The organism is Streptomyces fagopyri (assembly GCF_009498275.1).
Lineage (GTDB): Bacteria > Actinomycetota > Actinomycetes > Streptomycetales > Streptomycetaceae > Streptomyces > Streptomyces fagopyri.
In genome coordinates, this window is record NZ_CP045643.1 from 6,598,898 (window position 1) to 6,624,772 (window position 25,875).

Genomic DNA, 25,875 nt, shown 5'->3' on the forward strand with positions numbered 1-25,875 from the left:
GGACGTGAGGACACAAGAAAGCCGGTGACGGGAGAATCCCGTCACCGGCTTCCTCATGGGGGTCACTTACAACGCTGGCCCTTGTTGATGCAGTTGACCATCTTGTTCATCAGGTTGTCGTCGAAGACGTTGATGAAGTCGTCGTGGTCGGTGGCCGCCTTGTGCAGCTGCTCGGGGAATCCGTCCACCGCGAAGGCATTCTTGATCTGCCCGTTCTGCAGGGTCGGTGCCCGGAAGCCGTAGACGAGGCGCATCGTCAGCTGCGGAATGGCCTTGAAGCCATTGGCGCAGTTGCCCTGGGCGTCCGCGAAGGCCACGTGCGTGCGGTGGTTCGCGCTGTCGATGTTCACCCCGTCCCAGCAGCTCTGGAAAGCGAAGGTGCGTACCACGGTGCTGCCGCGCGGGCAGATCGGGTACTGCTGCGTGAGCTGCACCTTGTTCTCGAAACCGGTGCAGGACCAGTGGGCGTTGGCGTTCGCGAGACCGTTGGTCGTGGTCTTCGCGTCACCCGTGATGATGCGCAGGAACTTCGGCATCGCGACGACCTGGCTCTTCGCGTTGCCGACGAACTTGATCTGCGCCTGCCTGACCTGCTGGATCTGGCCGACGTTCCCTTCCTTGCCACCGCCGTCGTTGTTCTGGTCGAAGTCCTGCGTACCGTTCTGGATACGCACGACCGGCCAGTAGTACGTCGACTTGTCGCCCTGGTTGGCGCAGGTGGTCTTGGCCGCGGCGAACGTGTCGTTGTTGGCGAACGCGTCGTTCGACTGGTTGCCGACGTAGTCGTGCAGGTGGTGCGCGCCGTTGGTGACACCGGGTGCCACGATGACGTTGTCGGTGTTGAACTTCTTGTTCGCGTTCACGCCGCAGGACGTGGTGAACGTGCCCGTCGAACCGCCGGCCCGGGTCCGCGCCTTCGCGGCGACGTTCGGCTTGACCTTCGTGATGTCCACGAAGTCGGCGGCGAGGGGTCCGTTGCCGGCCTGACCGCCGTTGCCGGCCTGACCGCCGTTGCCCGCGGGGGCGGAGGCGGATGCCGAGGGGCTCGGGGCCGCGGTGGCCTGACCGCCGTTGTTGTTCTGGCCCTGGCCGTTGTTCTGGCCGCCGGCCGTGGTCTGGGCCTGGTCCGCGGTGGTCGCGGTGCAGGTGGCGAGACCGTCCAGCATGCCGGGGGCGGTGGCGCCCGCCCGCTTGAAGTCGATCTTGATCCGGCTGATGACGGCGCCGCGCTTCTCCTTGAGCGGTCCGAGGATCGCGTTCTGGACGAAGTTCGCGTCCTTGGCCTGGGCCTGGCGGGTCGAGGCCAGACGGGCGTACGCCTCGGTGATCTGCTTGTCGAGCGTCGCCAGCTCGGTGGCGACGGCGGAACGCGCGGCGTTCGGCACGGCGGTCAGTTTCTGACCGACGTCAGGACAGGTGATCGTGGCCACCTGGGTGGCGGCGGCCTTCGTGGTGTTCGGGCTCGAGTTGGTCTCGTGCGCCGAGGCGTAGAAATTCGCCCAGATCAATCCGCCCCCACCGATCGCGAGAGCCGCCGATGCGGCCACCGCGCGAACAGCCAGCGGCGAACGTCGTTTTCGTGTGTTGCGTCCCATGGAACTCCTCTGACTTCCTTGCGGGGCAGCGAGGCGCCCGACAGGAGTGAAGCGGCTCCCATTCATACGCAGGTGACGCGTGAGGCGTTCAGAAACCCTTGAAAATCTTAGAAGTTGGTGAGGCCATTTCCGGCACAATGACCTCAGAAGCCCACGATTTTCCGTGAGTTGATCTCCGAAATTATGTTTGAACAATATTCAGAGGGCTGTCTGGAGGTTCGTTCACGGTGCGCCGGCACGGCAGCCGGATCACCGCGAGAGCAGTCCGGCCTCCGCCTCCGGGGGCAGCCCGACCGGCGGCCGGCCCGGGCGCCGCGGCGCGGTACCGCCGAGCGTCCGCAGCCACGCCCACGTGTCGGCGACCGTCTCCGAGACGTCCCGGCACCGGAGCCCGGCCGCCACCGCCCGTGAGACATCCGCGCCGTGCAGCGCATCGTGCATGTCACTGCCCGGCGGTACCCACACCGGCAGCTGCGTCCACGGCTCGACCCCGGCGTCCAGAATCACCTCCGGGTCGATCCACCGCAGTTCCGCCCCGCTCCCCGTGACCCGGACACACGCGTCGAGCAGCTCGCCCATCGTCGCGTGACCCCGGGGACTCGTCAGGTTGTGGGGCCCGCTCGCTCCCCGCTCCACCGCCCCGAGGATCCACTCGGCGAGGTCACGGACATCGACGTACTGGAGGGGAAGGTCCCGGGGTCCGGGCGCCGGCACCGGCCCGCCCCGCGCGATCCGGTTCAGCCACCACGGCAGGCGGCCGATGTTCTCGTGCGGCCCGAGGATCAGCCCGGACCGCACGAGCAGCGAACGCCGCGCGCCGAACGCGGAGACGGCGGCCAGCTCACCGCCCAGCTTGTCCCGCGCGTAGTCCGTCCCATCGGCGTCCTCGGAGGCCCCGGTCACGAGCGGCGCGTCCTCGGTGTACCCGGCGGGCGGAGCCCACGCGTAGACCGAGCAGCTCGACACGTACACATGGCGCGCGGCCCGGTCCGCCAGCAGCCGCGCCGCGTCGAGGACGGCCCGCGGCGCCGCCGACCAGGTGTCGACGACGACGTCCCAGTCACCTTCGGCGGCGGCGCCGGTGAGCGCGGCGAGCCCGTCGGGAGCGGTGCGGTCACCCAGCAACGACCGCACCCCGGCCAGAGGTTCGTGCCGTCCCCGGTGGAGGACGGTCACCTCCCAGCCACGTCGCACCGCCGCCTCCGCCACGGCCCGCCCCGCGAACTCCGTACCACCCAGCACCAGAAGTCTCATGCGGACGACTCTGCACGGACGGACCGCCGGACGGCACGGGAATCTGCTGACAGAAGATCCGCGCGGGGGCACCGCGCCCGCCGGAGGGGCTGATCAGCGGCTGATCAGCGGCCGGTCGGGGGCGCGTACTTGTAGCCGACCCGGCGCACCGTCTGGATCGTCTGCCGGTGCTGCGCCCCGAGCTTGCGCCGCAGCCGCGCCACGTGCACGTCGACGGTCCGCCCGTCGCCCACGTGCCCGTAGCCCCAGACGGTGGTGACCAACTGGTCCCGGGTGTGCACCCGGTGCGGGTGCGCGACGAGGTGCGCGAGCAGCTCGAACTCCAGGTAGGTGAGGTCGAGTGTCCGCCCGTCGACCTCGGCGGTGCGCCGCACGGAGTCGATACGGACGAGCGGGTCGTCCCCGGCGGAGACGGCCGCCGCGGCCCCGTCCGGGGCGACGGCGAGCGGCAGCAGGGGCTGCTGGTCGGCCGGTACGAGGACCAGGTAGCCGACCATCGGCGGCCGGCCCGGCAGCACCGGCAGCGTGTGCGGGGGCGCGGGCAGCCAGGTGGCGCCGGGCGGCAGGAAGTCCGCGACGTTCACCACATCGTCCCGGTCGACGGCACGCAGCCGGTGCCGTCCCGCGCCGGTCGCGGGCGGGGCCGGGGACGGGGAGGTCGCGACGGAGGTGAAGGAACGTGTGTTCGCCATGAGAGGTCAGCTCTTTCGCGCGAGGAGTTCGTCGGGAGGGTCGACGACCGCGAGTTCGTGGTCGGGGCCGTCGAGGACGTACGTCGTGCGCGCTGGCCGAAGGCCGGGGTGTACGGCTTTAGAGGGCCGGCGCGTTCGTCGCGCGGCAACACACCCGGTCGAAGTCGTGATGCTGACGGGAAGGCCAGAAGGGCTCCAGGTCGTGGCGACCCGTCGCGGCGTACTTCTGGTGGCTGGCCATGTCTCCATTGAAGCAGAAGCCGGGGCCCGGCAGGAGTCCTGGTTCAAAGGCCGGACGAGCCGTCCGCGCGAAGCCGGGTGCGGGCCCGTCGCCCCCGGTCCGCGCGCCAGGCCGCCGCCGGCTTCCCGCCGCCCCCGCACCGCGCCGCTGAGGGGGCGCGGCACGCCGAAGGGGCGCCCACCGACACGGTGGGCGCCCCTTCGCGGGAAAGCGGTGGATCAGACCTGGCCGGCCTTGTCCAGGGCGGCGCAGCAGGTGTCGACGATCAGGCGCGTCACGACGTACGGGTCGACGTTGGCGTTCGGACGGCGGTCCTCGATGTACCCCTTGCCGTCCTTCTCGACCTGCCACGGGATACGGACCGAGGCGCCGCGGTCGGAGACGCCGTACGAGTACTCGTTCCACGGAGCGGTCTCGTGCAGACCGGTCAGGCGGTCGTCGATGCCGGCGCCGTAGTTCTTGACGTGGTCGAGCGGCTTCGAACCCTCGCCCAGCGACTCGCACGCGGTGATGATCGCGTCGTAACCCTCGCGCATCGCCTTGGTGGAGAAGTTGGTGTGCGCGCCCGCTCCGTTCCAGTCGCCCTTGACCGGCTTGGGGTCGAGGGTGGCGGAGACGGCGAAGTCCTCGGCGGTGCGGTAGAGCAGCCAGCGGGCCACCCACAGCTGGTCGGAGACCTCCAGCGGGGCGAGCGGGCCGACCTGGAACTCCCACTGGCCGGGCATGACCTCGGCGTTGATGCCGGAGATCCCCAGACCCGCCCGCAGACAGTTCTCCAGGTGCGCCTCGACGATGTCACGGCCGAAGATCTCGTCGGCGCCGACACCGCAGTAGTAGCCGCCCTGCGGAGCCGGGAAGCCGCCGGCGGGGAAGCCGAGCGGGCGCTCCCCGTCGAAGAAGGTGTACTCCTGCTCGATGCCGAAGACCGGCTCCTGCGCGGCGAACCGCTCCGCGACCTCGGCCAGCGCGGCACGGGTGTTGGACTCGTGCGGCGTCATGTCGATGTTCAGGACCTCGCACATGACGAGGACGTGGTCCCCGCCGCGGATCGGGTCCGGGTAGCTGGCGACCGGCTGGAGTACACGGTCCGAGGCGTGACCCTGAGCCTGGTTCGTGGACGACCCGTCGAAGCCCCAGATCGGCAGCTCGGCACCCTTGGCGTCGTCGGCCAGTATCTTCGTCTTCGAACGGAGCTTGGCCGTCGGCTCGGTGCCGTCGATCCAGATGTACTCAGCCTTGAAGGTCACGGGCCACATCCTTCGGGTGGGTCTCTAGGCGCACTGCGGGTGCTGCGGCGCTGCGGCACCGGAACGCCGCGTATGTCCGACAGCCTGTCAACAGGCGATTTCCCGATCATTGCCCGAGCGTGAACCCCGTGTTACCTGGTGTCTCTGTGCTGCGGTTCACTCGCCGAGAGCGATGCGCGACCGCTGCCAGGGGCCCGTTCGCGAGGGCCGGGAGACCTGTGCTCCGCCCGGCGTGATCCGCCCGGGGCGGCCGCGGCGGCTCGTATGCGATGGGTTTGCGCGCGTACGGCCCGTGCGCCGGAGCCGCGGCCCGCGGACGGCTCCCCGGTCACGGACGCTCGTCGCGGGGTCACGGACCCGCGTGGGGAGGCCACGGACCCGCGTGGGGACGCCGGGGCGCGGGGCGCTCCCGGCGGTGCCGGTCCTGCTGCTCGTGGCCGCGAACAGCAGGACTCATGGCCCGCGCCGGCCGAAATCACCTCCCGGCGCGCGGAGTTCCCCGGTCGTCAGGCGTCGGTCCTCACCCCACCTTCTCGATCAGGGCCCGGCGGATCAGGAACTTGCCCGGCTCGCGGACCTGTTCGAACGCGGCGTTGTTCAGCAGCGCGCAGCTGCCGGAGACCGACGTGACCTGCACGGTGGTGGACTTGTTGTTGTCCAGGTTCGTGACCTTGAGCTTCGTCCCGGCGGGGAACTGGTTGCTGGACGCGGCCGGTGCGCCGCCCTCGCCGGAGAGGGTGACGGTCGAGCCGGCACAGACCTGACGGCCGGTGGCCGCGCCGCCACCCGCTCCCTGCGCGGGTGGGGTGGTCTGCTGCGCGGGCGCGGTCGTCTGCTGCTGGGCCGGCGCGGGCTTCGCGGGCTTCGCCGGCTGTGCGGCCTGGGGGCCCTGAGCCGACTCCCCGACCTTGCAGTTCGACGCCGCCTGCTGGACCTTGATCTGGGCGATGACCGCGTCGCGGTTGGCGATCCGGGCCTGCGACTGGGCGTCGGGGTTGGCCCGCTGCCCGTCGATGAACGTCTGGTTGTTGCCCAGCGCGGTGGCCAGCCCCTGGCAGACCGTCGAGTTCGACGCGTTCTGCACCGGGGCCGCGTTGGAGGTGGTCGCCATGACGAAGGCGCCGCCTCCCGCCACGGCCGCGGCACTGACCAGCAGTGCGAGCTTCTTCTTGGGACTGAGAGTTCTCCTGCGCGACATGAGCGCCTCCTGTCCCCGGCCGCCGCCACGGGCGGCCGGATGCGATCCGTATGCCGCTATGTACGAGATACCGAACGGGACCGCTCAACAGGTCACGCAAGAGACTGAAGTGACCTGTGTCACGCAGGAGTTGAGGAGGGCGGGGCCGGGCGGCCGTCGGCGGGGCGGGGTGGCGGCCGGCGGGACAGGGCCTCGCGTACCGCCTCGTCGGTGCGGGCCACGACGGCGGCGCCGTCGTCCGCGGTGATGATCGGCCGCTGGATCAGCTTCGGGTGTTCGGACAGCGCCGTGATCCACCGTTCCCGTGAACCGTCGTCCCGGGCCCACGACTTCACACCGAGCTCCTTGGCGACGTCCTCCTGCGTGCGGGTGATGTCCCACGGTTCGAGGCCGAGCCGCTCCAGTACGGACCGGATCTCCTCCCGTGTCGGTACGTCCTCCAGGTAGCGGCGGACGGTGTAGTCCGCGCCCTCCTCGTCGAGCAGAGCGATGGCGCCGCGGCATTTCGAACAGGCCGGGTTGATCCAGATCTCCATGAAGCACACGGTACATCGATGACTCTGTTCGATTTTCTGCCGTCACATGCGCACCGTTGGAAACTAGTGTGACGCGACGTCAATTCTGGTCTCCACCTGGGCATTCGCCGGACGATCCGCTCTCGCCTGATGTCAGTGGCGGGCGGTAAACTGGGAGCAGTGTTCGAGGGGGTCGCCGGGAGGTCCGGCGGCGTCCCGACCGCGACAGGAGGATGCCTGTGCCCGCTGCCGCACTGAAGCCGCTGCCCACCCAGTCCACGTCGAAGAGGGCGGTCCTGATGGACCTGCCGTACGAGCCCGTGGAGAAGCGCCCGCTGCCGCCGGGGCGTCCCCGCGAGTGGTACGTCACGCACAACCGTCGGCTCAAGGCGATGCGTCTCGCGATCGCTCTGCTCGACTCCGGTGTGTACGTCCCGAACCAGGCCCGCAACGAGAAGATACGCAGCACTGCCGTGACCATCGGGGTGCATCCTCCGTCGGACACGACGTGTCACATGGTGCGGGCGCTGATGCGGTACGCGCGCTGAGCGCGGGGGGATGTCCGGTGCCGGGTCCGTCGTGCCCGGCACCGACGTCCCTCGCTCCGCCGTCTGCCGGGGGCTCCGCCTCCGGACCCCCGCGGAGAGGCTGCGCCGCCTGGACCCCGCTATCGCCCGAAGGGCTCGTCCTCGAACGCCGGACGGGCTGGAGGTGCGGGCCCGCGCCATCAGCCCGTCCGGCGCTTGAGGACAAGGCCCTCAAGCGCCGGACGGGGGTCTGGGGGCCGAGCCCCCAGGTACGGATGATGGGGGTCCCCCTGCTCGAGCGAAGCCGAGAGCTTGGGGAGGGTAGGGGCGGCGGGAGAACCCGCCGGCGTTCACGGAGTGGCGAGTTCGCGTTCCAGCGGGGTGCGGAAGCGCGGGGTGACGCGGGCCGGCCCCACCCAGTCCCGTAGACGCTCCGCCTCCGCCTCGATCGCCGCGATCCCCTCCCGCCCCACCCCCTCCGGCTTCAGCACCCGCCACACCACCTCACCGTCAGCCCGCTGGGCCCAGCCGCCGACCACCCGCCCGTCCCACCACACGGTCGGCCCGACATTCCCGCTGCGGTCGAACAGCGCGGGCCGCAGCGAGGGCGCCAGATACCAGTCCCGCTCCTGCCATCCCATGGCCGTCGGGTCGAGTCCGGGCAGCAGCGCGGCCCACGGAGCGCCGGGCTCGCCGACCGGACCGGCGTCGCCGGCGACGACGTACCCGGTCACCCCGCCGTCGAGCGACACGGCCTCCGCCCCGATCGCCCCCAGCGCCCGCCGTACGTCCGTCACCTTCCAGCCCGTCCACCACTTGAGGTCCGCCTCCGAAGCGGGCCCGCAGACCGTGAGCCAGCGGCGCAGCAGCTCGCGCTGGGCCTCACCGGCCGGCAGTTCGGGGTACGGCGGGGCGACGGCCCAGCGGAACTGCGTCGAGGTCCAGGAGCCGAGCGGACGCCCCCGCACGACCCGTCCCTCGACGCCGAGCACCCGCATCAGCCGCGAGGACACGGATTGCGCGCTCTCGTAGCTCCGGCCCGCGCCGTAGATGAACTGTTCCTTCAACCGCGGTTCGTCGCCCGTGAGTTCGTTCACGGTGGCCTGTCCGCGCCGGGCCAGCGCGGCGAGCACGGAAGCCTCGACCTCCATGAGCCACTCCCCGGTCAGCCGCCCGTCACTGCCGGTGGTCATTTCCTTGACCAGTCCGGCCCGCGCCTTGGCCGCGATCGTCAGGCCGGTCGAGGCGTGCACCACGGCGGCCAGTTCGGTGGGGAACACGAACACGGTGTGCCGCATGCCGTGCATCCGCACCAGGGTCCGCTCCCCGTACAGCGCCCGGTCGAGCTCCTCCACCGTCCGCCCGGCCTCCGCGAGGCGCGCGCCCACCGCCATGTACACCGTCGCCGGATCGGTCCCGTGCAGCGCGACCAGCGACCCGGCGACCTCCTCGGCGTCCGCCGCGCGCTGCGGCCCCGCGAGCCGGTGCCGCAGCGCGAGCCTGGCCCGCCGCTCCGCCACCCCGATGTGCCGCCCCTGCTCGCCCACGCCGCCTCCACCTCGTAGCCGTCGGTCCCGCATCCTCTCGCGTCTCACCCGACTGCCGCATCCGGCATGCGTAGGCCCTGTTCAGGACCTTGACTGTGGGGAACGCGAGGCAGGGAATCCGCAGCGGAACGCCGGGAGACGAGATGGCGAGGAACGGGATACGAGGGCTTCGGACACAACGAGTACGGGGGGCGCGCGGGGCACTGGGGGTACGCGGGACGCGGGGGGCGCACGGGACATGCGGGACGTGGGGGATGCGGGGGGCACGAGTGGCACGGGGGCTGCCGGCGCTGCGGGAGCGACGAACCGCCGTACGTGAAGCCGCCGTACGCGGGACCGCCGTACGTGAAGCCGCGGTACGTGAAGCCGCGGTACGTGAAGCCGCGGTACGTGAAGCCGCGGTACGTGAAGCCGCCGTACGCGGGACCGCCGTACGTGAAGCCGCCGTACGCGGGACCGCCGTACGAGCCGCCGCCGGCGGAGGGCTCGCCGGCCGAGGGCTCGGTGTCCGTGGGGCGGTGCTGGGGTCGGCCGGTGTCGTGCTGCTGGGCGCGTTCTGCCTCACCGGGTGCACGGGCGAGGGCAATCCCGTGACCACCGCCTCCCAGGCCGCCTCCGCGGCCGCCTCCCTCGCGTCGGTGGCGAGCGATGTCCTGGGCTCCGGCACCTCCGGCACCGGCAACTCCCTCGCCTCCGCCACCGCCGAGGCGGGCCGGCGGTTCGACGAGTTCAGGGACGGCCTGAACGCCAAGAGCGAGGTGCGCACCGGCGGCCAGGTGCGCACCGGATCCGACGGCCGGTCCACCGTCGAGATCACCGCGTTCAATCCCACCTCCACGACCCGGACGTACATCGTCCAGGTCGACTTCCGCGACGAGGGCGGCAAGGTCCTCGACACGGTCGCCGTCATGGTGAAGGACGTTCCGGCGGGCGGCTCGACGGACGCCACGGCCCGCAGCACCCGTACCCTCTCCGGAGCCGTCAGCGGCGACGTCGCCCGCGCCGTGCGGACCTGACGGCCGTGGCCCCGACCGGCGCCACGGCCACCCCCGCGGCCCGTGCCGCCCACGGTCGCGCGGCCCGCAAGCGTGCCCCCCGCTCCTCGCACGCCGCCTGGATCCCCGGCGTCGACCGCTCCGACCCCGTCGCCGTCCTGGAACGGCAGGGCAGGGACCGGCTGCAGGAACTCCTGCCGATCAGATACGGGCGGATGACCGCCTCGCCGTTCGCGTTCCTGCGCGGGGCCGCCGCCGTGATGGCCGCCGACCTCGCCTCCCAGCCCCACACCGGGCTCACGGTCCAGCTGTGCGGTGACGCCCACCTCCTCAACTTCGGCCTGTTCGCCTCACCGGAACGCGCCCTGCACTTCGACCTGAACGACTTCGACGAGACCCATCCGGGCCCCTTCGAGTGGGACGTCAAACGGCTCGCGGCCAGCGTCGCGGTGGCCGGCCGTGAGAACGGGTACGCCGAGACCCGCGTGCGCCGCGCGGCCGAGGCCGCCGCGGCCGGGTACCGCAAGGGGATACGACGGCTCGCGGACCGGGGCGAACTGGCCGTCTGGTACGAGCGCATCGACGCCGACCGGCTGATCCCGCTCGTCCGCTCCGCCGGCCGGCGACGACGCGCCGAGTCGAGCCTCACCCGCGCCCGCCGCCGCACCAGCCTGCACGCCCTGGGCAAACTCACCGAGACCGTCGACGGACGCCGGCGCATCGTGCGCGACCCGCCGCTGCTGGAACCCGCCGGCGCCTCCGACATGGCGGCCCTGCGCAAGATCTTCAGCGACTACCGCTCCACCCTCGCCGAGGAGCGCCGCCTCCTGCTGGACCGCTACCGCTTCGCCGACGCGGCTCGCAAGGTCGTCGGCGTCGGCAGTGTCGGCACCCGCTGCTTCATCGTGCTGCTCACCGGACGGGACACGGACGACCCGCTGTTCCTGCAGATCAAGGAAGCCACCAGATCCGTACTGGAGGAGCATCTGCCCGGCGGTCCCTACGTCCATCCCGGGCACCGGGTCGTCGCCGGGCAGCGGCTGCTGCAGTCGGCGAGCGACATCTTCCTCGGCTGGATGACCGGACCGCAGGGCCGCGCCTTCTACTGGCGACAGCTGCGTGACATGAAGGGCTCCGCGAACGTCGCCGGCATGACCCCGGACGAACTGGTGGCCTACGCCCGGTTGTGCGGCACCGCGCTGGCCCGCGCGCACGCGCGCTCCGGCGACCGGGTCGCCATCGCCGCGTACCTGGGCGGCGCGGAGACCTTCGAGCATGCCGTCGCCGACTTCGCCCTGCGCTACGCGGACCAGAACGCGCGGGACCACGCGGCGCTGGACTCGGCGGTGGCGGCCGGGGTGGTCAGGGCGGCACCCGGAATCTGAGGCCGCGGACGGCCCCGGGAGGGCGTCACAGACCCGGGGCGCCCCAGACGGGGAACCACCGGCCGAGGTCCTGTTCGACGCGCAGGTCGTCGGCGAGCGCGGCCTTGATCCGCAGTTCGAGCGCGTTGTCGCGTCGCCCGCCGCCATCGGCCGACGGCGCGAACGGGTAGAAGGTGCCGCGCTTGTACAGATAGACGAGCCCGAGCCGCCGCCTGGCCGGCCCGGGCTCCCCGGTCTCCTCGAAAGCCACCACCGAGCACAGCAGTTGAGGCCCGAAACCGCTGCCCTCCAGCGTGCTGTTGACCGCGTGCAGATCACTCACCAGCGCGGGCAGGTCGTCCGGCGCGCGCCGCGAGACCAGCCACGAGTACCCGTACTCGTCCCGCGTCACCTCCACCGGTGGCCCCGCGCCGGGCTCACCGGACGAGGAGGACTCCGCTCGGTCCGTATCCGCCTCCAGTAGTTCCCGCACCTCGCGGTGGGCGTCGGCGAAGGCCGCGCCCTCGACGGACGCGAAGCACACCGCGCCCGTGCCGGTCGGGGTGAACCCGGCGGCGGCCTGGAGGGTCACGGCGGCCGACGGCAGCCCGAAGAGCCGGTCGAGATCGGGTGCGACGGCTTTGGTTCGCCCGAGCAGGATGTCCAGGAACCCCATGCGGACGGCTGCCTTTCGAGGGACGGGTCAGGTGGCGTTGTCGGGGGTCGCCGCCTCGCCCAACTCGGTCGAGATACGGCCCAGTTGTTCGAGGCGCTGTTCGAGGCTCGGGTGGGTCGAGAAGAGCTTGGCGAGGCCGGGCCCGGCGCCGAGGGCGGGCGTGAAGTAGAAGGCGTTGAAGGCCTGCGCCGTCCGCAGGTCCTTCGTCGGGATCCGCGCGATGTCCCCGGAGACCTTCGTCAGCGCCGACGCGAGCGCCGAGGGGCGGCCGGTGAGCAGCGCGGCGGAGCGGTCGGCGGCCAGCTCGCGGTACCGGGACAGGGCTCGGATGAGCAGGAAGCTGATCGCGTACACGGCCGCGGAGACGGCCATCACGGCCATGAAGATCGCCACGGTGTTCTGGTCCTTGCGCCCGCGCCCGCCGAAGAGCTGCGAGTAGAAGGCGAACCGTACGATCAGCCCGGCGATCACCCCGAGGAACGAGGCCACGGTGATCACGGCGACATCCTTGTGGGCGACGTGCGACAGCTCGTGCGCGAGGACGCCCTCCAGCTCGTCGGGCTCCAGCCGGCGCAGCAGCCCGGTGGTCACGCACAGCACCGCGTGGTCGGCGTTCCGCCCGGTCGCGAAGGCGTTCGGCATCTCCAGGTCGGAGACGGCGACGAGCGGCTTCGGCATGTCGGCGACGGCGCACAGCCGGTCCACGACCCCGTGCAGGCGGGGATGCTCCTGCGGCTCCACGATCCGTCCGTGCATCGCGTACAGGGCGATGCGGTCCGAGAACCAGTACTGGGCGCCGAGCAGTGCGGCGGCGACGACCACGACCAGCACCCAGGACTTCAGCAACACGATCAACGCGGCGACGAAGGCCACGTACAGCAATCCGAGCAGGAACAGCGTGACCGTCATCCGCACGGTCAGGCGCCGATCGCTCCGGAACCGGCTCTGCATTCTGCATCACCCCGAACTCAGGCACTGCGGGCACTCACGCACTCCGGCACTCGTCCCGCTTTCCATTGTGCGCCCGTGCCCGCCCAAGAACCGGTGCCGAACGGCCCCGCGGGAGGCAAAGAACAGCCCTGCCGGACGTCACCTCCTTATGCCCCGCACACAACGACATGCCCCGCACACGACGACATGCCCCGCACACGACGACATGCCCCGCACACGACGACATGCGCCGTGCGCCACGGTCCACGCGCCGGGCACCACGACTCCCGCGCCGCGCACCACGACGGAGCCCCGTCACCACCCGAGGGCGGTGACGGGGCTCCGTACGGAAACCGGGTCGGCTCACACGTCGTAGTACAGCTCGAACTCGTGCGGGTGCGGACGCAGCTGCAGGGGCGCGATCTCGTTCGTGCGCTTGTAGTCGATCCACGTCTCGATCAGGTCGGACGTGAAGACGTCACCCGCGAGCAGGAACTCGTGGTCGGCCTCGAGACGGTCGAGGACGGCCGGGAGCGAGGTCGGGACCTGGGCGACACCCGCGTGCTCCTCGGGGGCCAGCTCGTACAGGTCCTTGTCGATCGGCTCGGCCGGCTCGACCTTGTTCTTGATGCCGTCGAGGCCCGCGAGCAGCAGCGCCGAGAAGGCGAGGTACGGGTTGCCGGAGGAGTCGGGCGCGCGGAACTCGACGCGCTTGGCCTTCGGGTTCGAGCCCGTGATCGGGATGCGCATGGCCGCGGAGCGGTTGCGCTGCGAGTAGACCAGGTTGACCGGGGCCTCGAAGCCGGGGACCAGGCGGTGGTACGAGTTCACCGTCGGGTTGGTGAAGGCGAGCAGGGAGGGGGCGTGCTTGAGGATGCCGCCGATGTAGTAGCGGGCGGTGTCCGAGAGGCCCGCGTAGCCCGCCTCGTCGTAGAACAGCGGGTCGCCGCCGGCCCACAGCGACTGGTGCACGTGCATGCCCGAACCGTTGTCACCGAAGATCGGCTTCGGCATGAAGGTCGCGGTCTTGCCGTTGCGCCAGGCGACGTTCTTCACGATGTACTTGAAGAGCTGGAGGTCGTCGGCGGCGGCGAGCAGCGTGTTGAACTTGTAGTTGATCTCGGCCTGGCCGGCGGTGCCCACCTCGTGGTGCTGGCGCTCGACCTGGAGGCCGGACTTGGCCAGCTCCAGGGAGATCTCGGCACGCAGGTCGGCGAAGTGGTCGACCGGCGGGGTGGGGAAGTAACCGCCCTTGTAGCGGACCTTGTAGCCGCGGTTGTTCTCCGCCGCACCGGTGTTCCAGGCGCCGGCCTCGGAGTCGATGTGGTAGAACGCCTCGTTCGACTTGGTGTCGAAGCGCACGCTGTCGAAGACGTAGAACTCGGCCTCGGGGCCGAAGTACGCGGTGTCGGCGATGCCGGTCGAGGCGAGGTAGGCCTCGGCCTTCTTCGCCACGTTGCGCGGGTCACGGGAGTACTGCTCACCCGTGATCGGGTCGTGGATGAAGAAGTTGATGTTGACCGTCTTGTCGCGGCGGAAGGGGTCGACGCGCGCGGTGGACAGGTCGGCGCGGAGCGCCATGTCGGACTCGTGGATGGCCTGGAAGCCGCGGATCGAGGAGCCGTCGAACGCGAGCTCCTCGGCCGGGTCGAAGGCCTCGGCCGGGATCGTGAAGTGCTGCATCACACCCGGCAGGTCGCAGAACCGTACGTCGACGAACTTGACGTCCTCGTCCGCGATGAACTTCTTGGCCTCGTCGGCGTTCTGGAACATCCAGCTCCTCCTACTCCCGCCCACTGTGGACCGGGGTGGTAGTTCGTTCGTGCGGCCAGTGCGGTGGCACACGCTGGGGCCGACCATAGGGACGGGGGATTTCTCCAGCGTGACCCATTTGTTTCGCCCAAGTTAACCGACCGGGGCTGCCCGGGCCCCTCGTGTCCGCATGGCAAAACGGGCGCAGTACCTTGGACGGGTGGACAACAGGCAAGCAATCGGATCGTGGCTCTCCGGACCCCGGGCGGCCATGGAGGACTCCGGCGCCGCACTCGGATTCCGGGGCGAGCAGCTCGGTCTGCCGGAGCACGGGCCCGGCTCCATCGCCCGTCCGGGACGCCGGCTCGGCGCACTCGTCGTCGACTGGGCCCTGTGCATGTTGATCGCATACGGGCTGCTCACCGACGGCTACGGCCAGGCGACCGGGAACTGGGCGCTGCTCGTCTTCTTCGCCCTCGGCGTCCTGACGGTCGGCACCGTCGGCTCCACCCCGGGCAAGCGGCTGTTCGGCCTGCGGATCGTGCCCGAGGGCGGCGGGCGGCTGAACCCGCTGCGCGCCCTGCTGCGCACCGCTCTGCTGTGCGTCGCCGTCCCCGCCCTGATCTGGGACCGCGACGGCCGGGGTCTGCACGACCGCCTCGCACGGACCGTCGAGGTCCGCGTCTAGCACCTCGGCACCCGCCTCGCGCCGTGCCGCGACGCCCTTGCCGAGGCACGGCGTGCCGGTACGACGGACCCCGGCACGGGGTCCCGACGCGGGGTCCCGACACGAGGAGCACGGGGCTCGGCGTCCCCGGACGGCAAAGGCCCCGCTGTGACGGACTGCGCCATGACGGACCTCGGTACGGCATCCCGACGCGAGGGGGGCTGGGGGCTCGGCGCCCCGGCACGACGGACTTCGGTACGGCGGGCCCTGGTACGACGGACTCCGGCACGGCGGGCCCTGGTACGGCGGCCCCTGGTACGACGGACTTCGGTACGGCGGGCCCCGGTACGACGGACTCCGCTATGACGCGCCCCTGTCGCGAGGGACTCCCGTGCGACGGGCCGACGTGACCGGCGGACCCGCGCGCGGCCTCCGTCCGGACGCGGCGAAGGGGGCGACCGGATCTCTCCGGTCGCCCCCTTCGCCGTACGCACGTAGGAGGGGTGTCAGCGGGTCTTCGGACCGCCGCGCGGCATCCGCATGCCCTTGGGCATCGGACCCTTCGGCAGCGGCATGTTGCTCATCAGGTCGCCCATCGCCCGCAGCCGGTCGTTGGTGGCGGTCACCTGCGGGCCGGTCAGCACGCGGGGGAACTTCAGCATCGTGGTGCGGAGCTTCTTGAGCCCCACCTGGCCCTCGCCGGTACCCACCAGCACGTCGTGCACCGGTACGTCCGCGACGATCCGCGCCATCTTCTTCTTCTCGGCCGCCAGCAGGCTCTTCACCCGGTTCGGGTTGCCCTCGGCCACCAGCACGATGCCGGCCTTGCCGACCGCGCGGTGCACCACGTCCTGGCTGCGGTTCATCGCCACCGCCGGGGTGGTGGTCCAGCCCCGCCCGATGTTGTCCAGTACGGCCGCGGCTGCGCCCGGCTGGCCCTCCATCTGTCCGAACGCGGCCCGCTCGGCCCTGCGCCCGAAGACGATCGCCGACGCGAGGAAGGCGAGCAGGAGGCCGAGAATGCCCAGATAGACCGGGTGGCCGATCAGGAAGCCGATCGCGAGGAAGACACCGAGGGTGACGATTCCGACTGCCGCGAGTACAAGACCGATCTTGGAGTCGGCCTTGCGAGTCATCTTGTAGGTCAGGACGATCTGCTTGAGTCGCCCGGGGTTCGCAGCGTCCGCTGCAGGTTCCTTCCTCGCCATGCCACGAAGTCTACGTGGCCCGGCAAGGCCCGACGACGGCAGTGTCCGGGCGGACGGCGGCGGCGCCCGTGGCGGGGCGCACGGCGGGGCGTGCGGTGGCTACGGACGTCCCGCCACGGACTCCAGCACGCGCTGCGCCTCGACCCGGTCCTTGGCGCGACGGCGGTCCTCCAGGACGGAGGTCCAGGCATTGCGGCGGGCGGTGCGCTGGCCACTGCTCATGAGCAGCGACTCGACGGCACGGAGTGCATCGGTGAACGACGGGATCGCGGTGGCGCGTACGGGCGCGGCCTGCATGATGGGAGGTCCCCCCTCGGGGTGGTGGCTTCAGGGACGGGGCGGTACGTGGCGTAAGACCAGGGTCTCTGATTGGTGTTACCAGGGCGTGACCGACCGGTCAAACACCAATGAAGCCTTGATGCAGCAGGTCTCGAGCCTGACGCGGTCCTGACGGGGGTCCCCAACTGCGGGGACGGACGCAAGGGTGCCGAATAGGCCACTACCGGGCGGTAGTTGCTTGTGCGCCGACTCACACGCGAGCGGTGGCACTGAGTGCCACCGCTCGGGTCGAACCGGTTTCCCCCGACTGCTCCGTCCGGGGGTCCCGCGCGTCGGTCAGACGGCCTGCGAGGCGACGTAGGCGCCGCGCTTCTCGACGGCCATCCGGTACAGCCGGCCGGCGCGGTACGAGGAGCGGACCAGGGGGCCCGACATGACGCCGGAGAAGCCGATCTGCTCCGCCTCCTCCTTCAGTTCCACGAACTCGTGCGGCTTGACCCAGCGCTCCACGGGGTGGTGGCGCACGGACGGCCGCAGGTACTGGGTGATGGTCACCAGCTCGCAGCCCGCCTCGTGCAGCTGCCGCAGCGCCTCACCGACCTCCTCGCGGGTCTCGCCCATGCCGAGGATCAGGTTCGATTTCGTGACCAGACCGTAGTCCCGGGCCTCCGTGATGACCTTCAGCGAGCGCTCGTAGCGGAAGCCCGGGCGGATGCGCTTGAAGATCCGGGGGACCGTCTCCACGTTGTGGGCGAAGACCTCCGGCCGCGAGGAGAAGACCTCGGCGAGCTGGGCGGGCTCCGCGTTGAAGTCGGGGGCGAGCAGCTCGACCTTGGTGCGGCCCTCCGCGCGGTCGGCGGTCTGGGCGTGGATCTGGCGGACGGTCTCCGCGTACAGCCACGCGCCGCCGTCCTCCAGGTCGTCGCGGGCGACGCCGGTGATGGTGGCGTAGTTCAGGTCCATGGTGACCACGGACTCGCCCACGCGGCGGGGCTCGTCACGGTCGAGGGCCTCCGGCTTGCCCGTGTCGATCTGGCAGAAGTCGCAGCGCCGGGTGCACTGGTCCCCACCGATCAGGAACGTGGCCTCCCGGTCCTCCCAGCATTCGTAGATGTTGGGGCAGCCCGCCTCCTGGCAGACCGTGTGCAGCCCCTCGCTCTTCACGAGGCTCTGCATCTTCGTGTACTCGGGGCCCATTTTCGCCCGGGTCTTGATCCACTCGGGCTTGCGCTCGATGGGGGTCTGGGCGTTCCGGACCTCCAGGCGCAGCATCTTGCGTCCGTCGGGTGCGACTGCGGACACATCGGCTCCCTGTAGCTTCGATTCTTCGGCGTACACCAGGGTACGCCCGTGCGGTGCTTGCTCCCCGGGGTGGGCAACCTTGGGGAGCGGGGGTGCATTCCCGGGGCCGGTCGCGGTGTTCCCCGCGCTCCGGAGCGTTCCCGTGCCCTGCGGTGTTCTCCGGTTCGCTCCCCGGGGTGTTTCCCGGAGTGCTCCCCGCAGGGAGGCGTCAGGCGGACGCCCGCTCCACCTCGCGCGGCCTGAGGTCCGCGTTCCCGAGCACGTCCCCCAGGTGCTTCTCCACGACGGGCAGCACCTCGTCGATGGTGAGCTCGCGGCCCAGTTCGTACGCCAGCGACGTCACGCCCGCGTCCCGGATGCCACACGGGATGATCTTGTCGAAGGACGAGGTGTCGGGATTCACGTTCAGGGCGAACCCGTGCATGGTGACGCCCTTGGCGACCCTGATGCCCATGGCGCAGATCTTGCGGTCCTCGCGCCGCTGGCCGGCGTTGGAGGGCGCGTACTGCGGTCCGTTCAGCCGCGGGTCGAACTCCTCGTCCGCGAGGCGCGGGTCGAAGTCGAGGGAGAGGCCGCCGGTGGGTCGCCCGTCGACCGGGTCGCCGAGGACCCAGACGCCCGCCCGGCCCTCCACCCGGCTGGTCTCGACGCCGAACTCCGCGCAGACCCGGATCATCGCCTCCTCCAGGCGCCGCAGGTGCGCCACCACGTCCACGGGGCGGGGAAGCTTCTGGATGGGGTAGCCCACGAGCTGCCCCGGGCCGTGCCAGGTGATCTTGCCGCCGCGGTCCACGTCGACGACGGGGGTGCCGTCGAGCGGGCGCTCGTTGTCGGCCGTGCGCCGGCCCGCCGTGTAGACCGGCGGGTGCTCCAGGAGCAGACAGGTGTCGGGGATCTCGTCCAGGAAGCGGGCGGCGTGCACCCGGCGCTGCTCGTCCCACGCCTCCTGGTACTCCACGGCCCCGGTACCGAATCCCATGCGGACGAACCGCAGCTCACTCACGGCAAGCGCCTCCCTAGAAGTCCACGACCACGGTCCGGCCCATCCGCGGAACCGTTGTCCGGTACGCGAAAGAACCTTTCGTCAGGTACGTAACGCGCCCACGCCACTGTACGTCCGCGCCGCGCACGTCAGCCGGGAGGCCAATCCTCACACGATCGGATGAATATATGCCGAAAGGTGTGATCGGGTGCTCACGCTCAGCTACATTCGCGCCGTTCAGGAGGCCATAAGGGCTGCTCACAGGCAATCCGGGCGCACAACGGCGCCCGAAAGGCAGGAGACCGCACCGCAGATGACGGAACGACCCGCGCAGCGCACTCCCAACCGCCAGCTCGCCGCGCTCATCGCAGAAGCGGGGTTCTCCAACGCCGGTCTCGCCCGTCGCGTGGACCAGCTCGGCCTCGAACACGGACTTGATCTCAGATATGACAAGACATCGGTGACCCGGTGGCTGCGCGGGCAGCAGCCCAGGGGCACGACCCCCGCGCTCATCGCCGAGGTGTTCACCCGCCGCCTCGGACGACGGCTCACGGCGCAGGACCTGGGGCTCGACGCCTGCGCCCCCGTCTACGCGGGCCTGGAGTTCGCCGCGAGCCCCGAGGAGGCCGTCGACATCGTCAGCGGGCTGTGGCGCAAGGACTCCGGCAGCCACGCGGAGCTGCGCAAGATCGCCTTCACCCCGGCGGGACTCGTCGTCCCCAGCCGGGACTGGCTGATCGGCCGGGCCGACGACCGGGTCGGCCGCGGCGACCAGATCGGCGCGCGGATCCCCGCCCAGGTACGCCCCGCCGCCCCCAGGTTCCCGGCGCCGCTCGAAGCGGGGGAGCCACCGGCCCGCCGGCGCAACCAGACCGAGCGCGGCCCCGGCCAGCGGGTCACCGGCGGAGACATCGCCGCGCTGCGCTCGGTCGGCGAGCTGTTCCGCGCCCTCGACCACGCCTACGGCGGCGGCCACGCCCGGCAGGCGCTGGTGCGCTATCTGGAGCACGAGGCCGAGCCGATGCTGCGCGGCGTCTACGGCGAGCAGACCGGGCGGCGCCTGTTCGCCGCCGCGGCCGACCTCACCCGGCTGGCCGGCTGGACCTCGTACGACATCGCCGCGCACGGGCTCGCGCAGCGCTACTTCGTGCAGGCGCTGCGGCTGTCGCAGGCGGCCGGGGACCGGGCGTACGGCTCCTACGTGCTGGTGACCATGAGCCGGCAGGCGGTCTACCTCGGCCACGGGCGCGAGGCCGTGCAGCTCGCCCGGGTCGCCCAGCAGGGCGTCGGCTCGTCCGCGCCGCCCGTCGTGCAGGCCCTGCTGCACTCCGTCGAGGCGCGCGGGCACGGGGTGCTCGGGGAGGTGCGGGCCTGCACGGCGTCCCTGGTGCGCGCCGAGCGGGCGCTGGAGACCGCCCGGCCCGGGGACGACGCGCCGCACTGGGCGCGGTTCTTCGACGAGGCCCAGCTCGCCGACGAGTTCGGGCACTGCCACCGCGATCTGCAGCAGTACCGGGCCGCGGCGCAGCACGCCGAGCGCTCGCTGCAGCTGCGGGCGCCGGGGTACGCGCGCAGCCGGCTCTTCTGCCGGGTGGTGCTCGCCACCGCGCGGCTCGGGCTCGGGGAGCTCGACCAGGCCTGCCTGCTGGGCGCGGAGGCGGCGGGGCAGGCGGCGGAGATGCGGTCGGTACGGGCCGTGGAGTACGTACGGGACTTCGAGCGCCGGCTCGAACCGTACCGGGACGCCGCTCCCGTGCGCGGCTACCGGGACCGGGTGGCCGCGCTCGGGTGACCGGAGGTCAGGCCGCCGCCTCCAGTGGCTCCTCGGCCGCGGCCGGACGGGCGCCCAGGTCCGCGAGCAGGGCCTGGGCGGCCCTGCGGCCCGAGTGGAGGGCGCCCTGGAGCGTGCCGGTGTCGCGGTGGTCCCCGCACACGTACAGGCCCGCCAGGAGGCGTACCGGGCGGCGCAGGTCGTGCGGCGGGGGCATCGCCGGGACGGCGTCGGGGGTGTGATGGACCGCGAGGAGTTCCCAGCGGCTCGTCGGCGTCCCGTACAGGCGGGCCAGCTGGGCGCGGACCGCCGCGTCCAGCTGGGCGGCGGACGGCGGGACGCCCAGCACCGTCGAGGAGATCAGGACGCGCCCGGCCGGGGCGCGGCTCGGGTCGACCTGGCTCACCACCGCCGTGTGCGCCACCGGGCCGCCGCGGTCGGCGTCCAGGAGCAGGGCGGGCTCGGCGAGCGGCGGTTCGTCCGTGGTGTGGTGCAGGACCGTCACCGGGTGGAAGACCGGGACGCGCAGGCCGGGCAGCAGCCGGGCGGCGTCGCGGGCCCCGGTGGCCAGCAGGATGGCGCGGCAGGTGAGCCGGCCGTGGTCGCGCGTCGTCACGGTGGTCGTGGAGACCGCGGTGACCTGGACGCCGGTGCGGACGGTGCCCGGGGGGAGCGAGGCCGCGAGCAGCTCCGGCAGGGTGTCCGCGCCGCCCTCCGGCAGACAGAGCCGGCCCGACGCGAACGAGTGCAGGGCCAGGTCGGCGGCGCGGCTGGAGGCGATGAGACCCGGATCGCACAGGAGCGCGGCCAGCAGGGGGCGCAGGAAGCCGTCGACCGTACGGGGCGGCAGTCCCCGGGCGGCGAGCGCCCGCGCGGCGGGAAGCTCCGGGCGGGTCAGGAGACGCTCCGGCGGGGTGGCCGCGAGGCGGGCGAGGGCGGCGGTGAGGCGGGTCTGGTCGAGAGGACCGCCCAGCGGGCCGGGCCGGGGGACCCCGCTCTGGCTCCGTGAGGGACGGGAGGCGTTCCGGGTGCCGGACCGGGGGAGCCGGGGGGCGCTTGCGAGGGCGCGCGCTGCGGTGAATGCGCCCCTCGCGCTCCGGGGGGTGAGGGCGCCGGCGCGGTGGTGGCGGCCGTCGCTGTGCAGCAGGACGCCCGGGGAGAACGAGCGCAGGGTCAGGCCGTCCAGGCCGGGGGTGCGGCGCAGTTCCGGGTACGACGTGGACAGCAGCCGGCCGATGCGATCGAGCCGGAATCCGTCCACCTTCTCCGTCGACATGCGGCCGCCCACGGTGGGGGCGGCCTCCAGGACCACGGTGGTGAGCCCCGCCCTGGTCAGGTGTTGCGCGGCCGCGAGCCCCGCGGCTCCGGCCCCGACGATGACGACGTCCACGTCCGCTTGACATACGGGCTCTAGCACATGCCCCTCCTCGAGGTTGCGCGGCCGGTGGGGACGTCATGCCCCCAACATGCCCTGGGAATACCCGAGTTCGGGTCGAGAGTAGGGGGGTGGACGGCGTGGGGGAGTCGCGCGTCGGGTGTGCACGGTCGCATGGGGGTGCATACGGATCGCTGCTCGGCGGCTTCCTCCACCCCCGCCGCCCCTACCCGTCCCGCCCCCGGGCGCTGCGCCCCGGACCCCGCCCGGGCGCTGCGCCCCCGTACCCCCTGGGGGCTCCGCCCGTGCACCCCCTGGGAGCTCCGCCCGTGCACCCCGTGGGGGCTCCGCCCCCGGACCCCCGCCAAGGGGCTGCCGCCCCCTGGACACCCGCCATCGCCCGAAGGGCTCGTCCTCGAACGCCGGACGGGATGAAAGACATGCGCCCGGCCGGAACCATCAGCCACACACCCGAGAACTCCCGCCGAGGCCCACATGCCCGGCGCAGGCCGGCACCTCCAGCCGGTCCGGCGTTCGAGGACGAGGCCGTTCAGGCCGATGCGGGGCTCTGGGGGTGGCAGCCCCCAGGTACGGGATGGGTCGGGTAGGGGCGGCGGGGGCGAGAAAAGGCCGTCAGCTCAGCGCCGCTCGGAGCGTCTCCTCGATCGACGGGTACGTGAACCGGAAGCCGGATTCGAGAAGGCGCGTGGGCAGAACCCGCTGACTGCCCAGGATGTCCCCGGACATGCCCCCGAGGGCCACCCGCAGCACCCCCGCGGGAGCGGCCAGCACCGTGGGCCGCCGCAGCACCCGCCCCATCGCCTCCGTGATCTCACGGTTGGTCAGCGGCTGAGGCGCGGTCAGATTGACCGGCCCGGACAGCGACGGCGTGTCGATGAGATGCCTGATGGCGGCCACCTCGTCGTGCACGGAGATGAAGCTCCAGTACTGACGGCCGTCCCCCATCCGCCCGCCGAGCCCGGCCTTGAAGAGGGGGAACAGCCTCTCCCACGCCCCGCCCTCCCGCGCCACCACCAGCCCCGTACGGGCGAGCACGGTACGGACCCCCGCCCCACTGGCCGGAGCGGTCGCCCCCTCCCACGCCACGCACACGGAGGGCAGGAACCCCTCCCCGGCCTCCGCCGACTCGTCGACCGCCCGTTCGCCCGTGTCGCCGTAGAACCCGATGGCGCTCCCGTTGACGAACACGGACGGCCGCTCGTCGAGGGACGCCACCGCCTCGGCGAGCACCGTGGTCCCGCGCACCCGGCTCTCCCGGATCGTCCGCTTGTACGACTCCGTCCACCGTCGCGAGGCGACGCCCGCCCCCGCGAGGTTCACCACCGCCGCGCACCCGGCGAGCGCCCCCGCGTCGACCCCGCGCCCCTCGGGGTCCCACCGCACCTCGTCCCGGGTACGGGGGGCCCGCCGCACCAGGCGGACCACCTCGTGACCGTCGGCGGTCAGGGAGCGCGTCAGCGCCGAACCGATCAGGCCGGACGCGCCGGCGATCACCACGCGGGAACCCGGAGCGGACGATGAGTCGTTCATGCGCCCATCCTGCCCCGTGACGCGTGAGAAGACGGGCGGGAACCCCGTGACGCCGCCGTACAGTGATCCTCATGCCGGTACCGCACATACGCTTCGCCACGCCGGACGACGAGGACGACCTCGGCCGTCTCGACCGCGCCACCTGGTCGACGCTGCACGCGGTCACGCCCCGCCCCCGGCCGCCGTACGAGCCCTTCTACAACGAACGGTTCGGGCCGCGCGACCATCTGGTCGCCGAACTCGACGGCGTCCTGGTCGGCTACGTCCGGCTCGGTCACCCGACCTCTCTCGCCTGCAACTCCCACGTCCGGCAGATCCAGGGACTCGCCGTCTCCGAAGCGGCCCGCGGCACCGGCGTCGGGCGGGCGCTGCTTCGGGCCGTGCAGGACGAGGCGCGGCGGCAGGGCGCCCGGCGGATCTCGCTGCGGGTCCTCGGGCACAACACCCCGGCGCGGAAGCTGTACGAGTCGGAGGGGTTCGTGGTGGAGGGCGTCCTGCCCGAGGAGTTCCTCCTCGACGGCGGGTATGTCGACGACGTGTTCATGGGCCGCGCCCTCTGACCCGGCCCGCCGGGTCCACCTTGTCCGCCTTGCCCGGCTCGCCCGCCTTGGGCCCTTACGAGGTGACCAGGTCACCCGTGTCCACCGGCGCCGTCGCACGCGCCGCCCGCCGAGCGTCGCCGCCGACCTCGTCCGCCGTCAGGACGTAACCCGTCTCGTCGTCCGAGGTCGAACGGGCGAAGACGACCCCGTACACCCTGCCCTCGGTGGTGAGGAGCGGCCCGCCGGAGTTGCCGGGGCGGACGGTGGAACGGATCGAGTAGATCTCGCGGGTGACGTTGTCCGTGTTGTAGATGTTCTGGCCCCGCGCGTTGATCTGGTTCGCGACCGTCGCCGCCTGCAGGTCGAGACCGCCGTCCTGCGGATAGCCCGCGACGACCGCCGAATCGCCGCGCGCGGCGCTGGTGTCGAAGCGGAGGACCGGTGCACGGAGACCGGGTACGTACAGGACCGCGACGTCCTTGTGCGGGTCGAACAGCACCACACGGGCCGAGTACACCCGGCCCACGCCGCCCACCCGCACCGTCGGGCTGTCGATGCCCGCCACCACATGGGCGTTGGTCATCACGTGCTGCGCCGCGTACGCGAACCCGCTGCCCTCCCGGCCCTGGTTGCCCGCGGCGCCCTCGATCTTCACCGTGCTCAGCTTGGCGGCGGTCGACGCGGACTCGGTCACGCTGTCCCCGGAGGGCTTGGCGACGCCCGCCGTCGGCTCGTTCTCGAACGGGTTGAACACCTGCGGGAAGCCCGCCTCCGTGAGCGCCGAGGTCGCCCGTGAGAACCAGGTGGGCGTGGTGTCCGGCATCGCGTTCTGCACCGCGCCGAGCAGGGCCGAACCGCGGATCGACTGGGTGATCAGGGTGGACGAGGAGGCTCCCAGGACGCTCGCCGCCACCCAGGCCACCAGCAGCACGGCCAGCGTGTTCGCCGCGGCCCCGCCGATCCCGTCCGCCACCCTCAGCGGGCCCCGGTCCAGCTCGCGGCGGAGCTTCAGCGCCAGCCGGCCCGCCAGCTCGTGGCCCACCACGGCCGGTACCAGCACCGTCAGCACCGCCGTCACCGTAGCCGCGGACGTCCCCGCCGCCACCAGGTCCATCACCCGGGGCAGCACCCACACGCCGATGACCGCGCCGCCCACGAACCCGGCCAGCGAGACACAGCCGGCGACCAGGCCGCGCCGGTAGCCGGACGCCGCGTAGGCCAGGATCACCAGCATCAGCAGGATGTCGAGCAGGTCCACGGAGCCGCCTTTCTCTCGGGCCCCTTAGTACGCGCGGGGCGGGCTCAGTGATCAGCCACGCGCGCGCGGTCCCGGGAGAGGGCCACGCGTGCGTGGAACTGTGAAAACGTTCCGGACCAGGGGGATGGTTCCACCGGGTGGCACAGCGCACATCGCGCCGCGGAGGGATCCGGGCGAGGGTGAGGGCATGCGTGTCGTGTGGAGGACGCGAGGGGCATCGCGCGAACCGGTCGAGGAGCGACTTCGCCGTGCGCTGGGCTGGCTTCGGCTGTGGCTGCGCTGGTGGTTGCCGCGACGCCCGGTATGGGGCCTGTGGGTGGTGTGGCGTCCGCTGCGGGACCGGTGGGCGACGCGCCGTCCGGCGGGGGAACGGTGGGCGGTGTGTCGATCGGCGGGGGACCGGTGGG

24 protein-coding genes are annotated in these 25,875 nt (G+C 72.0%); 6 read left to right on the forward strand and 18 right to left on the reverse strand.

Annotated features, from left to right (window positions below):
• Positions 1-62 precede the first annotated feature (62 nt).
• From GFH48_RS28470 to GFH48_RS28495, 7 genes are all read right to left on the reverse strand, one after another.
• Entirely contained in the window at positions 63-1,595 is a 1,533-nt protein-coding gene (locus GFH48_RS28470; protein WP_153290964.1) for a DUF1996 domain-containing protein, read from the reverse strand.
• A 249-nt stretch (positions 1,596-1,844) separates the two neighbouring features.
• Positions 1,845-2,849, reverse strand: a complete 1,005-nt coding sequence (locus GFH48_RS28475) for an NAD-dependent epimerase/dehydratase family protein (RefSeq protein ID WP_153290965.1) — start codon at positions 2,847-2,849, stop codon at positions 1,845-1,847.
• Positions 2,850-2,953: 104 nt separating this feature from the next.
• A complete protein-coding gene (locus GFH48_RS28480; protein WP_153290966.1) occupies positions 2,954-3,541 on the reverse strand; it encodes a winged helix-turn-helix domain-containing protein in 588 nt (195 codons plus the stop codon).
• 118 nt (positions 3,542-3,659) lie between these two features.
• Positions 3,660-3,782 (reverse strand): hypothetical protein, encoded by a 123-nt coding sequence (locus GFH48_RS39785; protein WP_265590202.1) that lies wholly within the window; start codon positions 3,780-3,782, stop codon positions 3,660-3,662.
• Positions 3,783-4,000: 218 nt separating this feature from the next.
• On the reverse strand, positions 4,001-5,029 hold the full coding sequence (gene glnII, locus GFH48_RS28485) for a glutamine synthetase (RefSeq protein WP_153290967.1): 1,029 nt from the start codon (positions 5,027-5,029) through the stop codon (positions 4,001-4,003).
• Between the two features lie 520 nt (positions 5,030-5,549).
• The gene (locus GFH48_RS28490) at positions 5,550-6,227 is read right to left on the reverse strand and encodes an RlpA-like double-psi beta-barrel domain-containing protein (protein WP_153290968.1); all 678 of its coding nucleotides are present in this window, start codon (positions 6,225-6,227) and stop codon (positions 5,550-5,552) included.
• A gap of 119 nt (positions 6,228-6,346) precedes the next feature.
• On the reverse strand, positions 6,347-6,763 hold the full coding sequence (locus GFH48_RS28495) for an arsenate reductase family protein (protein ID WP_153290969.1): 417 nt from the start codon (positions 6,761-6,763) through the stop codon (positions 6,347-6,349).
• 218 nt (positions 6,764-6,981) lie between these two features.
• Here GFH48_RS28495 and GFH48_RS28500 point away from each other — a divergent pair, with 218 nt between their 5' ends.
• Positions 6,982-7,290, forward strand: coding sequence for a hypothetical protein (locus tag GFH48_RS28500; RefSeq protein WP_153290970.1), 309 nt, complete (start codon positions 6,982-6,984; stop codon positions 7,288-7,290).
• 329 nt (positions 7,291-7,619) lie between these two features.
• On the opposite strand, the gene GFH48_RS28505 is transcribed toward GFH48_RS28500, so the two are convergent.
• Positions 7,620-8,849, reverse strand: a complete 1,230-nt coding sequence (locus GFH48_RS28505) for a winged helix DNA-binding domain-containing protein (protein ID WP_407698672.1) — start codon at positions 8,847-8,849, stop codon at positions 7,620-7,622.
• Between the two features lie 236 nt (positions 8,850-9,085).
• On the opposite strand from GFH48_RS28505, the gene GFH48_RS28510 reads away from it, so the two are divergent.
• Both GFH48_RS28510 and GFH48_RS28515 read left to right on the forward strand, forming a co-directional pair.
• Positions 9,086-9,832 (forward strand): hypothetical protein, encoded by a 747-nt coding sequence (locus tag GFH48_RS28510; RefSeq protein ID WP_194280705.1) that lies wholly within the window; start codon positions 9,086-9,088, stop codon positions 9,830-9,832.
• A gap of 5 nt (positions 9,833-9,837) precedes the next feature.
• Complete coding sequence (locus tag GFH48_RS28515) at positions 9,838-11,196, forward strand: DUF2252 domain-containing protein (protein ID WP_153290972.1); 1,359 nt, start codon at positions 9,838-9,840, stop codon at positions 11,194-11,196.
• Between the two features lie 25 nt (positions 11,197-11,221).
• Here GFH48_RS28515 and pspAB read toward each other — a convergent pair whose 3' ends face one another.
• From pspAB to glnA, 3 genes are all read right to left on the reverse strand, one after another.
• Positions 11,222-11,851, reverse strand: coding sequence for a PspA-associated protein PspAB (gene pspAB, locus GFH48_RS28520; RefSeq protein WP_153290973.1), 630 nt, complete (start codon positions 11,849-11,851; stop codon positions 11,222-11,224).
• Positions 11,852-11,878: 27 nt separating this feature from the next.
• Positions 11,879-12,802 (reverse strand): zinc metalloprotease HtpX, encoded by a 924-nt coding sequence (htpX, locus tag GFH48_RS28525; protein WP_153290974.1) that lies wholly within the window; start codon positions 12,800-12,802, stop codon positions 11,879-11,881.
• Positions 12,803-13,144: 342 nt separating this feature from the next.
• Complete coding sequence (gene glnA / locus GFH48_RS28530; protein ID WP_153290975.1) at positions 13,145-14,554, reverse strand: type I glutamate--ammonia ligase; 1,410 nt, start codon at positions 14,552-14,554, stop codon at positions 13,145-13,147.
• Positions 14,555-14,753: 199 nt separating this feature from the next.
• On the opposite strand from glnA, the gene GFH48_RS28535 reads away from it, so the two are divergent.
• The gene (locus GFH48_RS28535) at positions 14,754-15,221 is read left to right on the forward strand and encodes an RDD family protein (RefSeq protein WP_153290976.1); all 468 of its coding nucleotides are present in this window, start codon (positions 14,754-14,756) and stop codon (positions 15,219-15,221) included.
• Positions 15,222-15,706: 485 nt separating this feature from the next.
• Here GFH48_RS28535 and GFH48_RS28540 read toward each other — a convergent pair whose 3' ends face one another.
• From GFH48_RS28540 to lipB, 4 genes are all read right to left on the reverse strand, one after another.
• Positions 15,707-16,408, reverse strand: coding sequence for a DUF4191 domain-containing protein (locus tag GFH48_RS28540; RefSeq protein WP_153290977.1), 702 nt, complete (start codon positions 16,406-16,408; stop codon positions 15,707-15,709).
• A 99-nt stretch (positions 16,409-16,507) separates the two neighbouring features.
• The gene (locus tag GFH48_RS28545; protein WP_153290978.1) at positions 16,508-16,705 is read right to left on the reverse strand and encodes an SCO2195 family GlnR-regulated protein; all 198 of its coding nucleotides are present in this window, start codon (positions 16,703-16,705) and stop codon (positions 16,508-16,510) included.
• Between the two features lie 318 nt (positions 16,706-17,023).
• The gene (gene lipA, locus GFH48_RS28550; protein WP_148013660.1) at positions 17,024-17,989 is read right to left on the reverse strand and encodes a lipoyl synthase; all 966 of its coding nucleotides are present in this window, start codon (positions 17,987-17,989) and stop codon (positions 17,024-17,026) included.
• A 208-nt stretch (positions 17,990-18,197) separates the two neighbouring features.
• Complete coding sequence (gene lipB / locus GFH48_RS28555; protein WP_153290979.1) at positions 18,198-18,992, reverse strand: lipoyl(octanoyl) transferase LipB; 795 nt, start codon at positions 18,990-18,992, stop codon at positions 18,198-18,200.
• Positions 18,993-19,284: 292 nt separating this feature from the next.
• On the opposite strand from lipB, the gene GFH48_RS28560 reads away from it, so the two are divergent.
• Positions 19,285-20,763 carry a regulator gene (locus GFH48_RS28560; RefSeq protein WP_153290980.1) on the forward strand — a complete coding sequence of 493 codons (1,479 nt, stop codon included), beginning with the start codon at positions 19,285-19,287 and terminating at the stop codon, positions 20,761-20,763.
• Positions 20,764-20,770: 7 nt separating this feature from the next.
• Here GFH48_RS28560 and GFH48_RS28565 read toward each other — a convergent pair whose 3' ends face one another.
• Both GFH48_RS28565 and GFH48_RS28570 read right to left on the reverse strand, forming a co-directional pair.
• Entirely contained in the window at positions 20,771-22,159 is a 1,389-nt protein-coding gene (locus GFH48_RS28565) for an NAD(P)/FAD-dependent oxidoreductase (RefSeq protein ID WP_153290981.1), read from the reverse strand.
• A 591-nt stretch (positions 22,160-22,750) separates the two neighbouring features.
• Positions 22,751-23,668 carry a TIGR01777 family oxidoreductase gene (locus GFH48_RS28570; protein WP_153290982.1) on the reverse strand — a complete coding sequence of 306 codons (918 nt, stop codon included), beginning with the start codon at positions 23,666-23,668 and terminating at the stop codon, positions 22,751-22,753.
• A 71-nt stretch (positions 23,669-23,739) separates the two neighbouring features.
• On the opposite strand from GFH48_RS28570, the gene GFH48_RS28575 reads away from it, so the two are divergent.
• Complete coding sequence (locus GFH48_RS28575) at positions 23,740-24,228, forward strand: GNAT family N-acetyltransferase (RefSeq protein WP_194280706.1); 489 nt, start codon at positions 23,740-23,742, stop codon at positions 24,226-24,228.
• A 55-nt stretch (positions 24,229-24,283) separates the two neighbouring features.
• Here the strand turns inward: GFH48_RS28575 and GFH48_RS28580 are convergent, their stop codons facing one another.
• The gene (locus GFH48_RS28580) at positions 24,284-25,468 is read right to left on the reverse strand and encodes a MarP family serine protease (RefSeq protein WP_153290984.1); all 1,185 of its coding nucleotides are present in this window, start codon (positions 25,466-25,468) and stop codon (positions 24,284-24,286) included.
• Positions 25,469-25,875: the final 407 nt, after the last annotated feature.

Excerpts from the sequence above, each read along its gene's own strand:
- GFH48_RS28470 (WP_153290964.1), bottom strand. The coding sequence starts at position 1,595 with ATGGGACGCAACACACGAAAACGACGTTCGCCGCTGGCTGTTCGCGCG.
- GFH48_RS28475 (WP_153290965.1), bottom strand. The coding sequence starts at position 2,849 with ATGAGACTTCTGGTGCTGGGTGGTACGGAGTTCGCGGGGCGGGCCGTG.
- GFH48_RS28480 (WP_153290966.1), bottom strand. The coding sequence starts at position 3,541 with ATGGCGAACACACGTTCCTTCACCTCCGTCGCGACCTCCCCGTCCCCG.
- GFH48_RS39785 (WP_265590202.1), bottom strand. The coding sequence starts at position 3,782 with ATGGCCAGCCACCAGAAGTACGCCGCGACGGGTCGCCACGACCTGGAG.
- GFH48_RS28490 (WP_153290968.1), bottom strand. The coding sequence starts at position 6,227 with ATGTCGCGCAGGAGAACTCTCAGTCCCAAGAAGAAGCTCGCACTGCTG.
- GFH48_RS28495 (WP_153290969.1), bottom strand. The coding sequence starts at position 6,763 with ATGGAGATCTGGATCAACCCGGCCTGTTCGAAATGCCGCGGCGCCATC.
- GFH48_RS28505 (WP_407698672.1), bottom strand. The coding sequence starts at position 8,849 with ATGCGGGACCGACGGCTACGAGGTGGAGGCGGCGTGGGCGAGCAGGGG.
- pspAB (WP_153290973.1), bottom strand. The coding sequence starts at position 11,851 with ATGGGGTTCCTGGACATCCTGCTCGGGCGAACCAAAGCCGTCGCACCC.
- htpX (WP_153290974.1), bottom strand. The coding sequence starts at position 12,802 with ATGCAGAGCCGGTTCCGGAGCGATCGGCGCCTGACCGTGCGGATGACG.
- glnA (WP_153290975.1), bottom strand. The coding sequence starts at position 14,554 with ATGTTCCAGAACGCCGACGAGGCCAAGAAGTTCATCGCGGACGAGGAC.
- GFH48_RS28540 (WP_153290977.1), bottom strand. The coding sequence starts at position 16,408 with ATGGCGAGGAAGGAACCTGCAGCGGACGCTGCGAACCCCGGGCGACTC.
- GFH48_RS28545 (WP_153290978.1), bottom strand. The coding sequence starts at position 16,705 with ATGCAGGCCGCGCCCGTACGCGCCACCGCGATCCCGTCGTTCACCGAT.
- GFH48_RS28560 (WP_153290980.1), top strand. The coding sequence starts at position 19,285 with ATGACGGAACGACCCGCGCAGCGCACTCCCAACCGCCAGCTCGCCGCG.
- GFH48_RS28570 (WP_153290982.1), bottom strand. The coding sequence starts at position 23,668 with ATGAACGACTCATCGTCCGCTCCGGGTTCCCGCGTGGTGATCGCCGGC.
- GFH48_RS28575 (WP_194280706.1), top strand. The coding sequence starts at position 23,740 with ATGCCGGTACCGCACATACGCTTCGCCACGCCGGACGACGAGGACGAC.